Source organism: Marinilabilia salmonicolor, from assembly GCF_003003035.1.
Classification (GTDB): Bacteria; Bacteroidota; Bacteroidia; order Bacteroidales; family Marinilabiliaceae; genus Marinilabilia; species Marinilabilia salmonicolor_A.
In genome coordinates this window covers 140,485-154,113 of the sequence record NZ_PVTS01000004.1, presented here as the reverse complement: position 1 = coordinate 154,113, position 13,629 = coordinate 140,485, and the positions used below count along the sequence as shown (strand labels likewise).

At 43.8% G+C, this 13,629-nt stretch carries 12 protein-coding genes; 7 read left to right on the top strand and 5 right to left on the bottom strand.

Annotation, left to right across the window (positions count from 1 at the left end):
* Positions 1-35: 35 nt before the first annotated feature.
* Positions 36-716, top strand: a complete 681-nt coding sequence (locus tag BY457_RS05515; RefSeq protein WP_106152323.1) for a YceI family protein — start codon at positions 36-38, stop codon at positions 714-716.
* 12 nt (positions 717-728) lie between these two features.
* Positions 729-1,166, top strand: coding sequence for an RrF2 family transcriptional regulator (locus BY457_RS05510; RefSeq protein WP_106152322.1), 438 nt, complete (start codon positions 729-731; stop codon positions 1,164-1,166).
* Between the two features lie 10 nt (positions 1,167-1,176).
* Here the strand turns inward: BY457_RS05510 and BY457_RS05505 are convergent, their stop codons facing one another.
* The gene (locus BY457_RS05505) at positions 1,177-1,923 is read right to left on the bottom strand and encodes a GIN domain-containing protein (protein WP_106152321.1); all 747 of its coding nucleotides are present in this window, start codon (positions 1,921-1,923) and stop codon (positions 1,177-1,179) included.
* Positions 1,920-3,014 (bottom strand): acyloxyacyl hydrolase, encoded by a 1,095-nt coding sequence (locus BY457_RS05500; protein ID WP_258176629.1) that lies wholly within the window; start codon positions 3,012-3,014, stop codon positions 1,920-1,922. Before BY457_RS05500 ends, BY457_RS05505 begins: the two co-directional genes overlap by 4 nt.
* Positions 3,015-3,407: 393 nt before the next feature.
* Between BY457_RS05500 and queC the strand changes: the two genes are divergently transcribed.
* The 3 genes from queC to BY457_RS05480 all read left to right on the top strand — a co-directional run bounded on the left by queC (position 3,408) and on the right by BY457_RS05480 (position 6,236).
* Positions 3,408-4,079, top strand: coding sequence for a 7-cyano-7-deazaguanine synthase QueC (gene queC / locus BY457_RS05495; protein WP_106152319.1), 672 nt, complete (start codon positions 3,408-3,410; stop codon positions 4,077-4,079).
* Positions 4,076-4,933, top strand: a complete 858-nt coding sequence (locus BY457_RS05490; protein ID WP_106152318.1) for a 7-carboxy-7-deazaguanine synthase QueE — start codon at positions 4,076-4,078, stop codon at positions 4,931-4,933. Before queC ends, BY457_RS05490 begins: the two co-directional genes overlap by 4 nt.
* Before the next feature lie 427 nt (positions 4,934-5,360).
* Positions 5,361-6,236, top strand: a complete 876-nt coding sequence (locus BY457_RS05480) for an NADPH-dependent 7-cyano-7-deazaguanine reductase QueF (protein ID WP_106152316.1) — start codon at positions 5,361-5,363, stop codon at positions 6,234-6,236.
* A gap of 123 nt (positions 6,237-6,359) precedes the next feature.
* Here BY457_RS05480 and BY457_RS05475 read toward each other — a convergent pair whose 3' ends face one another.
* From BY457_RS05475 to proS, 3 genes are all read right to left on the bottom strand, one after another.
* Positions 6,360-6,869 (bottom strand): SixA phosphatase family protein, encoded by a 510-nt coding sequence (locus BY457_RS05475; protein WP_106152315.1) that lies wholly within the window; start codon positions 6,867-6,869, stop codon positions 6,360-6,362.
* 9 nt (positions 6,870-6,878) lie between these two features.
* Positions 6,879-8,114, bottom strand: coding sequence for a peptidase T (pepT, locus tag BY457_RS05470; protein WP_106152314.1), 1,236 nt, complete (start codon positions 8,112-8,114; stop codon positions 6,879-6,881).
* A gap of 702 nt (positions 8,115-8,816) precedes the next feature.
* Positions 8,817-10,292, bottom strand: coding sequence for a proline--tRNA ligase (proS, locus tag BY457_RS05465; protein WP_106152313.1), 1,476 nt, complete (start codon positions 10,290-10,292; stop codon positions 8,817-8,819).
* A 246-nt stretch (positions 10,293-10,538) separates the two neighbouring features.
* On the opposite strand from proS, the gene BY457_RS05460 reads away from it, so the two are divergent.
* Positions 10,539-11,906: a GntP family permease gene (locus tag BY457_RS05460; protein ID WP_106152312.1), complete on the top strand. Its 1,368-nt coding sequence runs from the start codon at positions 10,539-10,541 to the stop codon at positions 11,904-11,906.
* A 165-nt stretch (positions 11,907-12,071) separates the two neighbouring features.
* Positions 12,072-13,586: a hypothetical protein gene (locus BY457_RS05455; RefSeq protein WP_106152311.1), complete on the top strand. Its 1,515-nt coding sequence runs from the start codon at positions 12,072-12,074 to the stop codon at positions 13,584-13,586.
* Positions 13,587-13,629: the final 43 nt, after the last annotated feature.

Genomic DNA, 13,629 nt, shown 5'->3' with positions numbered 1-13,629 from the left:
AACCAGCTGATTTTCAAAAACAAAAAATCAGACATATGAAGTTAAAAAACTTATTACTGTTACCAGCCGGCTATACAAAACCGGTTAAACGGATTTCCCAGAATGAGTTCAAGCATTACCGGAGATTACGTATGGTGATGGTAATAAGTTTTTTATTCTGTTTCTTCCATGTTGTCGGGCAACCAATGGCGGAGAAACACCTCCCTCATCACAATGAATCAATCGTTGAAGAGTGCGACAACTATATAAAAATAGAAGGTTCAACCAATGTGAACCATTTTCACTTTGAGCAGGTCTTCCGCAAAAAGGATGAGATTATTGAAGAAGAAAGTCATTCAGGGGAAATAATAAAGCTCAAAATTCCCGCAAACGAATTCAACCCGTCAAATCCCATGATGCTTGATGATTTTCTAAAACTCATAAAAGCTTCTGAATATCCCTACATCGATATTACCATCTTCTTTGAAAACATTAAATTACCGGCCGGTGCTGAAAGCACGGTGGTTCCGAAAATAAAAGTAGGACTTGCCGGAACATCCAACACTTATGAAATACCTGGCCGCATACATGACTGCAGAGAGGAATCCGTCCACCTTAACGGCAAGGTTAATATCAGTCTGCAAGACTTCAACCTGGAACCACCATCCAAATTCATGGGCATGGTAAAGGTTAATAATGAAGTTTTTATTAACTTTGGGCTTACTTTAAACAAGTAAAAATCTGTAGCATTGAAATTTAACACTAAAACCCGTTACGGCCTCAGAGCCATGGTCGAGATTGCCCGCGAAACCAACAATAACGGTATTTTTCAGAAAGACATTTCCGAACGCCAGGATATTTCCAATAAATACCTGGATCACATCATCTATGCACTTAAAGTGGCAGGACTGATTACCAATGTTAAAGGTAAGAAAAGCGGATACATCCTTACACGTCCCGCAGATCAAATAAGAATCCTGGACATCAACAATGCTTTTGAGCCCGGCATTTGTGTTATCGATTGTATTGAAAGGAATTACAAATGCGACCGGGAGAATACCTGTTCTGCCAAGAAGTTCTGGTCAGGACTCAACAACATCATTGCCGATTATTTCCAAAACAATACGCTGCAGGATTTACTGGAGCAACAAATGGAGCTTGAGAAAAAGGAAACCGCCAATCAATAACGCGGTTACATTACTCCGTCAACTTTATTAATGTACCAAGTTCCACTTCATACAAGGGATCACCTATTTTAAGCGTTGTATCAGGGTTACCGATGTAATAAACATTACCGGAAGAAAAAATATCCACACTCAACGCTTCCACAGCATTTACGTAGGACGAGTTTACCGATTTTTGAACCATACGAACCGTTTTTGCCTTCAGCTGCAACGCATCAACCGTTGATAACCCTTCTGCATTGACAATCAGCTTATCGGCTTTCCCTCTGAAAATATGGTTCCCAACATTGCTGCCATAGGCGGCCAGAGAGAGCGTTCCTGCATCAACCAACAAATCACACTGTGTAAAAGTTCCGCGACCGTTAATCACCACCGAAAGCGAGGATAATTTCAATGTATCCGTGTTGGTTATCCTGGATGGAAAGTTAGAGGTAATTCGTTTAAGCCCGGAAACTCCAACCGTAACGGTTGGCAGCTGTTTTTCTCTAAAACCAATCAAACCTTCCGACTCAATTTTCAACACGTCCCCCTCCTGATTTAACACCAGCCGGGGCACAAGAAAGTCAAGTCCCTCCACAACAACCACCGAATCCCTCCCATTGGTAAGAACCAATTCAACGGAGGTATCTATCTCTATCCGCTCAATGGACCCGAGCAATACCTCTTTTCGGATCATTTTCCCGTCTTTAAGCAAAGCATCGGTATAGTCGCACCCAGAAAAAAGAATTGCCAATATCAATAGTGTCCAAATACCTTTCATAATTCATTCTTTTTATATGGAATACGGTATCCCAATCCAAACTCCATAAATTCAGACCTGAAAAAACTTGCTTTCACACTGAAATTAGCCACCAATCGGTCCGTAATCCGGTGGCGGATACCTAACCGGGGATAAACCGGCTGAGGTGGTTTTATATGTGAATAAAGATAAACCCCCACCTGAACAAAAAGAGAGGTTTTCCCCATAATCCAGTGGCGGCCCCCAAATGCACCATAAAACATTCTGTCGGTATGATCAATGTACTCTTTTATATCAGGATATGCATATGGAGCAGCTCCAAAATATATGGCATCCAATCCGGCACTCCAGGCAGACTTAACCGACCGGTACCAAATGTGATTGATGCTCAAACTGCCCGAGGAATAAATATTGAAATTGTAATCGTTGGCCTGACTGCGTCCGTAATTTACGAACACCTCTATCTCCCTGTTATTTCTGCGGGGCGCATCATGCCGCTTCAACTGTGGCATTTTATCATCCAGAAAATGATAGCGGGTTCCCAGGCTGAAAGTAAGGGTATTGATACCATTATTGGGCTTACGTGCAGCACCATTCGACATATGATTCAATGAAGCTGAACCATACAAGGACCAGTGATCCAAAATCCGGTAACCGGTATAAAGCCCAAAACCGACATATGCATTGAGCTTAGCGCCGAAAATCTGATTCCATGGATTTTCCTGTGGATCAAACGGATTGTTGGTATAACCCAGTCCCATTGCCACCTTATTCTTTAATGTAAAACGGGAGGTCCGGACAATGGGAAATTTCAGATAAGGATAAACCGCCATCCCCTGTCCGTAAATATCAGGATTGCCATAGGAGTTATAAAAAAATCCCACCCCAACCTCAGGATAATTGTAATACTGTTGCCAACCAGCCCGGTCGAAACGCCACAAACCATAATTCACTTCCACACCTCGTGAGAAATCGTCTATAAAATAGATCATATTCGCATGATGAGGAATAACGATTCCATGATGATAAAGAACACTCACATGTTGCTGATTAGGAGGTAGTCCTACCTCCGAAACCGGTACATGTTGTGCCTTCCCAACCCCGGAAAACATAAGAAAAAACGTTATTAAAAACAGAATACAACTTCTCACAATACAAAATCTTTTGGCTGCTTAAACAAATCAGGTGCAAAAATGCACATTTTGAATGAAACCATGATTGTGGATTTCATATTTTCGTATCTTTGCACCCTAAATCAGAAAGACAGTTCGAAACCATCCTGTCTCTAAAAAAAACTATGGGCCATGGACTGCATGTGCATAAATGCTGATTTTCCGGCGTCTGTATTTTTCAGATGTTGCCGGGAACTGTGCTTTTGCAGGAGATTTCTCTCCGGTTCTTCCATTCCCCAATGTTTTTTTCAGGAAAAGTTAAGAAACTGTTTTTAATTGGTTACACCGACCAAATGGCCGGATGTATGGTATATTTTAAAAACTTTTTCATCAATGAAGCGAGCAGTTGTGTTATTATCGGGAGGTCTCGACAGTGCCGTTGCCCTCTACCTGGCTAAATCGCGCGGGTTTGAGATTCATGCCTTGTCGTTTGACTATGGTCAACGTCACGATCGTGAGTTACATGCGGCCAAAGCCATTGCACAAGAAGCCGGTGTTGCAGCTCATCAGGTAGTTTCCCTGAAGCTGGATCAGTGGGGAGGCTCTTCCCTTACTGACAAGTCTATGGAAGTGGAAAACGGCGACGTCACACGTCAGGACATTCCTGTTACTTACGTACCGGCCCGAAATATGGTATTTTTATCAGTTGCGGCATCTTACGCCGAAGCCATTCAGGCTACAGAGATCTTTATCGGGGTTAGTCAGGTGGATTATTCCGGCTACGTGGATTGTCGTCAGGAATTCATTGAAGCTATGGAAAATGCGGTAAACAAAGGTACGGTAATGGGCGCTGAGCAAAATCGCCCCATCCGGATTCATGCCCCGTTTGTGCACAAGACCAAAGCCGAGGAGATCCAATTGGGCCGGGAACTGGGGGTCCCCTTTGAGTTGACCTGGAGTTGCTATCGGGGTGGTGAAAAGCCTTGTGAAACCTGCGACAGCTGTCTTCTGAGGGCCAAAGCCTTTGCAGAAGCCGGAATAGAAGATAAAGCACTTATACGATGAACAAGATAGTACTGGCCAACGAGGGCGTTTTTCCCATAACTAAGGATAAACATGGCAAACCGTTGAAATCGATACCTGCCACTGGAATGAAAACCTCCGGCACCATACAGGGCGAAGGCAAACTGGCAGGGGTTCCTTCATTGTTTATACGACTTGCCGGATGCAATCTGCGTTGTATGTGGTCGCTTCCAGACGGCTCATTCTGCCGCTGCGATACTCCGTATGCCTCATTTGAAGCAGAACAGGAACTCCAATTAAGTCAGGAGGACATCTTTACTCTGGTACAACACAATATCGGAAACCTCAACCACGTGGTTCTGACAGGTGGAGAACCAATGCTTCAGCACAGACACCTTGCAATGCTTTCCGCACGCCTCAAGGAAGAATTACAGCTACATTTGAGCATCGAAACCAACGGAACAATCTTTGCTGAAGATGTGGCACAACACATTGACCTGTTCAGTATTTCCCCCAAACTGAAGAACTCCAATCCTTCAGCCCAAAAACTGGCCGCCTACGGATTGAAACCCAACGGACCGCTGACTTATCACGCCGAAAAACGAAGAAATATTGAGGTACTCCAAAAATACATTGACTTTTGCAACGCTTCAGGCAAAGAATTGCAGCTTAAATTTGTTGTAGGGCAACCCAACGATTACATCGAAATAAAGGAAGAATTTCTGGCTCATCTTAATAACTGGAACCCGGCGGATATTCTCCTGATGCCGCTGGGAGCCACTCCCGAAGAGTTGAAAACCACATCCGCCATGGTAGCAGAAATGGCCATCAGCAATGGTTGGCGTTATGCCCCACGATTACACATCGATCTGTTTGGGTCCAAAGCAGGGGTATAAGATTTTTCGCCTCTTTAATTAGGGTCTGCTGAAAAAGTCAGCAGACCTATTTAAAATATATTTTTTATTGTCCTTTTTGGCATTGCCCCAAAAAGAACTAAAAAGGTCTAGTCCGTTTAAACCTATCCGCCCGCGAAAGCCAAAATTTCCGGCCATTGCGCAAGGCCTTGAAAGTCGCCCATTTTGGCTTCCCGCTATCCGCCGGCCCGGAAAACGGACAGGCCACCGCGCCTTTCAAATGGTAAGAATCGTTTAGCAAAAAAACAATATTTTGAACAGTGACATTTTGACTATTTATCACTCAGGCACATACTTTTTGTATGATTTAATTGAAAAACCTTGCACTATGAATGAATTCATTGACTATAATTAATTCATTGTTAGCATTTAAATAGTTTTTCAGCAAGCCACTAATTATCGAAGGACTATGAGCAACGAAGCCAAATATCTAGGTAAAGTTTCCAGATACCCAAAACAATATGCCCCGGAGGTGCTGGTACCTGTACCACGCCATCTCAACCGGGAAATATACGGTCTGGAAGATCACAACCTTCCTTTCACCGGATTTGATGTATGGCATGCCTACGAACTAAGCTTTCTTACCCAAAAAGGAATGCCGGTAGCAGGACTGTTGAAAATTATTTATCCGGCCAACAGCCCCAACATTGTGGAGAGTAAGTCGTTGAAGCTCTATCTGAACGGGTTCAACATGGAACGATATGGAAACAATCCTGCCGAAGGAACTGCAATGGTGCTCCGGATTATAAAAACCGATCTGGAAAAAATTCTGGAAACCAAGGCGGAAGTCACCTTTTTTTCAAAAGAAGAATCTTTAGAAGCCGATTTCACGGACTATGAAATTCTGGAAGAACAACCGGGAATTGAAGAAACATCGTTCTCAAAATTTCAGGAAGCACCTGAGTTGTTGAAAGAAGCCCCCTACACGCAGGAAAAGAGCATGAAAGTTGCCACTCATCTGCTCCGCAGCAACTGCAAGGTAACTTTTCAGCCCGATTGGGGTAGCGCATTTATTCATCTGAAAGGGGAAAACATTCCAGCCAAAACTGCTCTGTTACAATACCTGGTCTCCATCCGTAATGAAAATCATTTTCACGAAGAGATCTGTGAGATGATATACAAGCGCTTGTGGGATAAATTTTCACCGGAAGAATTGATGGTGTCTTGCATTTATACGCGACGGGGAGGTATTGATATTTGCCCGGTCAGAACCAGTTCACCGGAATTGATGCCCGACAACCTGGTAAACAAAAATAAGTTGATGAGCAAACTGCTCAGGCAGTGAAAGTTTGGAGTTTTGGAGCTTGGAGTTGAGGGTTTTGAGTTTCGGGTTGAGCTGGGCGTTTTGGCCTGACACATCTTTTTGACAAAATTAAAAGCCCCCGGTAATAAAGAGGGGGCTTTTTCTTTAATCTTTCTTTCCTTTCAGTTCTTTGGGATAAACAAACATTTCCGTTCTTCCCGCTCCTGCCTTTATCTGGCTCCATTCAGAAACGGAGAAACCAATAACAGCAGTAGCCGAAGTAGGAAAATGGAAAAAATTGTCACCTGCAAACTGGATGGCCATTAAAGCAATGTCGGGATTGTGCCCAACCACCATCACAGAATCCTTATCTCCTGAAAGCTCGGCAATCTTACTAACAAGTTCATCCAGTGCAAACCCGTCATAAATAAACGGCACCTCCCGAACATCGGCCTCCGGGATACTGAAAGAGCCTGCCATAATCCTGGCCGTTTGCAAGGCACGCCGGGCCGGACTTGAAATAACAACGTCCGGTACCAGACTTTTACCAATCAGATGATCAGCAATCATTCTTGCATCTTTATGTCCCCGCTTTTTCAACTGACGCGAAAAATCATTTTCCGCATCAGTCAGCGGTTCAGTCTTGGCATGTCTTACTAAAATTAATCTCTTCATATACTCAATTTACACTTTTTTTACCGAAGGTACCAGTTCTGCAATTTTCAGCACCACCTCCATAGCCTTTTCCAGGGATGGAACAGGCAGAAACTCAAAGCGTCCGTGAAAATTGTGTCCTCCGGCAAAGATGTTGGGCGTTGGCAAGCCCATAAAGGCCAGGCGTGCGCCATCGGTTCCCCCTCTGATAGGCTTAATTTTAGGAACAACACCAACGTCTTTCATAGCCTGTTCGGCCAAATCAACGATATATTTCACGGGCTCTATTTTCTCCCGCATATTGTAATACTGATCTTTGATGTCCAGGTCCATGGCACCTTCGCCAAATTCATGGTTTACCTTCCTAACAAGGTGTTCCATCTCTTTTTTCCTGTCTTCGAAACGATCCCGTTTGAAGTCACGAATCAAAAACTGCATCTCCGTTTTTTCCACATCTCCGTTAAAAGACATCAAATGATAAAAACCCTCATACCCATCAGAATGTTCAGGTGTTTCATGACGAGGCAACATTGCAATCAACTGGTTGGCAATCCTGATGGAGTTGCGCATCTTCCCCCGGGCATACCCCGGATGTACATTGCGACCATGTGCCGTAACTTTAGCCATGGCTGCATTGAAATTTTCATATTCCAGTTCACCAATCTCACCTCCATCAATGGTATAAGCAAATTCCGCTCCAAATTTCTCCACATTGAACAGGTCTGCTCCCTCTCCAATCTCCTCATCAGGGGTAAAACCAACCCTTATTTTTCCATGCCTTACTTCCGGATGTTTAATCAGGTATTCCATGGCAGATACAATCGCTGCAACACCTGCTTTATCATCTGCCCCCAGAAGGGTGCTTCCGTCCGTGCTAATAATTTTTTGTCCGATGTATTGCTTCAACTCCGGGAATTCAGCCGGTTTAAGCGAAATATTATTCTCCGCATCCAGCACTATTTCACCACCGTCATACTCCTCAACAATTTTCGGAGAAACATTCTTACCCGAAAAATCAGGGCTCGTGTCCACATGGGCAATAAAACCAACCACCGGAACATCCTCCTCAATATTGGAAGGAACAGTGGCCATAATGTATCCGTTGTCATCAAGCTCCACATCTTCCAGGCCGATGGTTTTGAGTTCTTCAGCCAATTCTCGGGAAAACTTCATCTGACCGGGAGTGCTGGGTGTCAGACCTGTATTGGGATCCGACTGGGTATCGATTTTGGTGTATTTGATAAATCTGTCAACTATAGAAGTCATAATATAAGTTTTTATTTGTTGTCTGCAAGATAAAAAAATAAGACGAACTCTGTATTGAGGGAAGTCATAATATTAAGTGAGAGGAAGGCTGAGGTTGAGGTTGAGGCTGTAATTGAGGTAAAATGATTGTGCCAAGGCCTGTCAGGAGAATGCTTGACGTGAATTCTCCTCTGCCTGAGCCATGAAATACATGTGCAGATCAAGATTCCAATATAGCCGGCTTTTCGCAAAATTAAAAGGAATTAACCGGATTAAAGAGATCATGAGAATAGGAGGCTGTCCAAAAAGGCAGGTTTTGATATCATTCTGAGTACCTACCTCAATTAAATTTTGGAAGATAACAAGCTGATATGCTCAATGTTAAAACTCGAGGAAAGGTTATTTGTTGAGCAGGTGCGGCGGATTCCGATCCGCCGTTTCGTCTCTAACGGCGGATCGGAATCCGCCGCACCTAATCTGTCATTGGTAGCTTGTCGAAGAATCTGATTGTTTGAAAGACAGATGTTTCGATTACGCTAAACATGACATTTTTTTGTGCTTTGTACCTTTTGGGACAACCCCATGTTAGGAAGTACAAAGCTTCGAAACAGCCGGCTTCTCTAAGAAAGGTAAAAAATCCGTTTTATGTTTTCCACAGTCACGTTGAAAACGGCTGTGGAAAACACTTACAGACTTATAATAATCTTGTTATTATCTTCAAAATTAATAGGCACGTGCAAAAACCACCATTCTTTCGGAAGGTTTTCCTGTTACCATGCACTTTCCGGGTTCTTTGGGACCATCGATAGGAATACACCGCACAGTAGCTTTAGTTTCCTGTTTGATTTTCTCTTCTGTCTCCTCAGTACCATCCCAGTGCGCCATGATGAAGCCACCCTTTTCATCAAGAACCTTTTTAAATTCCTCATAGGTCTCAACAGTTCGGGTATTCTCTTTTCTGAAATCAATGGCTCGCTGATAAATGCTGTCCTGAATCTCCTCCAACAAATCATTAATGTGATTTTCAAGGCCATCCACCGCAACCACCTCTTTGGTCAGTGTATCCCTGCGTGCAAGCTCCACCGTACCGTTTTGCAAATCACGCGGTCCAATAGCTATCCGCAATGGGACCCCTTGCAATTCATACTGAGCAAACTTCCATCCCGGCTTGTGATTGTCGTCATCATCCACCTTAACCGAAATACCGAACTTCTTAAGGGCTGCTGCAATTTTATCAGCTTTCTCCACCACCTGCCTCAGTTCTTCTTCCTTTCGGTAAATGGGAACAATAACCACCTGAATAGGTGCAAGTTTAGGAGGAAGTACCAAACCGTTATCGTCGGAATGTGCCATAATAAGCGCCCCCATCAAACGGGTAGAAACACCCCATGAAGTAGCCCACACATACTCTTCTTTGCCTTCTTTACTCTGATATTTAACATCAAAAACCTTTGCGAAGTTCTGTCCCAAAAAGTGGGAAGTACCTGATTGCAAAGCCTTTCCATCCTGCATCAAAGCTTCAATGGTTAACGTCTCCACCGCACCAGCAAAACGCTCACTGGCAGTCTTATAACCCTGGACAACAGGCATCGCCATATAATTTTCGGCAAAATCGGCATATACCTTCAGCATTGTTTCAGCTTCCTCAATAGCCTCCTCTTTTGTGGCATGTGCAGTATGTCCCTCCTGCCAGAGAAACTCGGCAGTACGTAAAAACAATCGGGTCCGCATTTCCCAGCGAACCACATTGGCCCACTGATTTATTTTAATTGGGAGATCCCGGTATGACTGTATCCAGTCCTTATAAGTATTCCATATAATGGTTTCCGAAGTCGGACGAACAATATACTCCTCCTCCAGTTTAGCATCAGGATCCACCACAACACCGCTGCCATCCGGATTATTCTTCAAACGATAATGAGTTACCACGGCACACTCCTTGGCAAATCCCTCTACGTGGTCGGCCTCTTTACTAAAAAAGGATTTTGGAATAAACAACGGGAAATATGCATTCTGATGACCGGTTTCCTTAAACTTATCGTCCAGCACCCGCTGCATTTTTTCCCAAATTGCATAACCATAGGGCTTGATAACCATACATCCACGAACAGCAGAATTCTCTGCCAATCCGGCTTTAATTACCAAATCATTGTACCACTGCGCATAACTCTCACTTCTTGGGGTCAAAACTTTTGCCATGATATATTTAAGATATTTGTGTCAGATAAACCGGAAAAAAGCACCAATACCGGTTCATCCAACATAAGTGAAATTTCTATTCAAAACATCCTCAGTATATGAAATAACTATACAAAAAGATGCCCTTAAAGCGGCACGAAAATAATAAAAATGAGCAAACTTTTTGTTATTTTACAATGCTAATTTACAGAGACGAATGATGTTTATGTGAAATAATCCGGATTACAAAACTCTAAACAACCTGAAATGTCAACCCCGTACATTATTTTTATTGTTGTTTCCGCAGTTGCTGTTCTCTTGTTTTTAGTACTAAAACTAAAAATCAGTGCTTTCATATCCCTGTTGATGGTCTCCATCTATGTGGGGTTGTTATCGGGTATGTCTCCCCAGTCAGTCATCAACAGCATTCAGAATGGAATGGGAGGAACACTGGGCTTTGTCGCCACAGTCGTCGGTTTGGGGGCCATTTTCGGGCAGATGCTGGAAAGTTCCGGCGGTGCTGTAGCCCTGGCTCATTCTTTAATAAAAAAATTTGGAGAAAAACGGGCTCCTTCAGCAATGGTTCTAACAGGATTCATCGTAGCCATCCCTGTGTTCTTCGATGTGGGATTCATCATTTTAGTTCCCATCATTTATGCCATGGCTCGTGACACCAAAAAATCATTATTGTATTACGGAATCCCGTTACTGGCCGGCCTGGCAGTAACCCACAGTTTCATACCACCAACTCCGGGGCCGGTGGCTGTAGCAGAAATCATTAATGTTCAATTGGGGTGGGTCATTCTTTTCGGAGTTATCCTCGGCTTCCCGGTAGCCGTACTTGCAGGGCCGGTGTGGGGCAAGTATATTTCCAGGAAAATAATGGTTTTACCACCGGAAGAAAACATTATTTCTGCCAAAGAGAAGGCACAGGAAGATATATCCCAGAAACCGCCCTCCTTCAGACTGATTGCCCTTTTAATAGGTGTTCCGCTATTCCTGATTTTATTGAATACCCTCTCTGAAGTTCTGGTTGATCAGGGAATATTAAATAAAACAGCACTCACCGATACCATCCGGTTTCTGGGGCACCCTTTTTCAGCATTAATCATAGCAACTTTACTGGCCATCTATTTTTTATGTCTTCGCAGAGGAATGTCACGGGATAAAGTTTTAGAGTTAAGCACCAAAGCGCTTGGACCGGCGGGTATCATCATTTTAATAACAGGAGCAGGCGGGGTATTTAAAGAGGTACTGGTGGACAGCGGAATTGGGAAGATTCTGGCCGAATCAATGGCGGGCTCCTCTCTGCCTCCCATATTTCTGGCATGGCTTTTGGCAGCGATTGTCAGAATAACCCAGGGATCGGCAACAGTAGCGATGATTACGGCTGCCGGAATTATGGCTCCACTTATTCAGGAAATGGGGCTCACAGATCCCCATCGGGCCCTGGTAGTATTGTCCATCGCATCAGGAGCAACCCTTTTATCGCACGTCAACGACAGTGGCTTTTGGCTGGTTGGAAAATATCTGCGTATGAACGAAAAACAAACACTACAATCATGGACGGTAATGGAATCCATCATTGCTGTGGGAGGACTGGCAACTACAATGCTTGCCGGCCTTTTTATTTGACCAGTAAACCTAACCGCACCGGTACTGTCCAACTTATAGGACGAAGCCTTAAAAAATGGAGCAAATCAAAGAAACATAAAACATTTTTTAACACTCACCAAAAAAAATGACCTTTTGGTATAGATTTTGCTTCATAAAAAACAGAAACAAACAGGAGGATGCCTTATGAAAAACTTATTATTAACAACAACCGCAGCTGTTTTGCTGATAGTGGCAGGTGGATGCACTACTACCGGCCAAATGGCATCAACCGGAGTGTATTATGATGATATCTACTATGCACCGGACTTGACACAGGAAACCCGTGAGCAGGCATTTGCTCCGGTGCCTTCCATTGCCAAAGAGGAACTAAAACAAGCCAGAAGAGAAGAAAACAGACAGATTCGGGAATATGAAAACAGTAATATTGCCCGTCAACAGGAAGATGTTCGTGACTTCTCTGAAATTCAGGAAAAATATGCATCTGTTTTGTCTGATGACCAGTCAGAAGAGGTAGATACATTGATTTATTACAACGATGAAACCGGATATTGGGTAGATGGTTTCGATGGAAGCAGCATGGACCGTGATTATGCTGAAAGACTGATTCGATTCCACGGCCCATTTAATCGCATACCATATTATTCACCACTTTACAACCAGTTTGTCTATTTCAACGATCCCGACTGGAATGTTTATGTGGACGGAAACTATGCCTATGCATTTCCTACCTGGAGCAATCGCTGGTACGACACCTATCGTTTCAACCGGTGGTCAAGTCCATGGAGCATGTCGTTTGGTTACAGCTCCTGGGGATATCCCTCTTACAGCTCCTGGTATGGATATGGATATTACGATCCGTTTTATGACCCTTATTATTACGGATGGGGTTACCATCATCGCCCTTACTATCACAACTCATATTACAGTTATTGGCATCAACCCTATTACAACCACGGGTATTATAGCAATGACAGTAAAAGAGATTACAGAAATGTGGAACGTGGTATAAAACCATCAATGGGAACCAACACCAGATATTCCAACACATCATCAGGTGGTGCTTATACTCCGCTTAAGCGTACGGGTACCACAAGTGAAGAACGTGTCGTCAGAACAACTGATAGTGGCACCCGAATTATTCGTAACTCAAACGGAAGTACAACAGTTACCAATCCGGATCGAAACACACAACGAATCATCAGGGGATCTGCCACTCTTAAGTCTGATGGTCAGGACTCTCAGGATAGAAGTGTAACCCGCTACAGAAGTACAGGAGCTTCAACCGGAACCGTTCAATCCAGAACAAGAAGAAGCTCCGCCCCGACTTACAGTCAGCCGGAAAACGCTTCCAAACCATCGTACAACAGGACAAGTACATACACCCGGCCAACAGGAACCAATACAAGAACACGCTCTGAAAGCTCATTGAAAACCGGAAGTTCAACCCAACAGCGGTCGGTCTCTACTCCCACAAGAACATACAACAGTGGCAGCAGCACCCGTCAGCGGTCCAGTGTGCAACGAAGCACCTACACACCTGCCCAGCGTAGCTCCTCATCTAACAGTAGCTATACGCCAAGCAGATCAAGTAGCAGCTCAAGCAGATCGTCCTATTCCGGAAGTAGTTCTTCCTCATCAGGATCCAGAAGCAGCAGCGGTTCAAGCAGCGGAAGTACTGTACGCAGCGGAAGACGATAAAGACAGGTATCCTTGTTGCATCCGGATTTATTTCAACTATTTA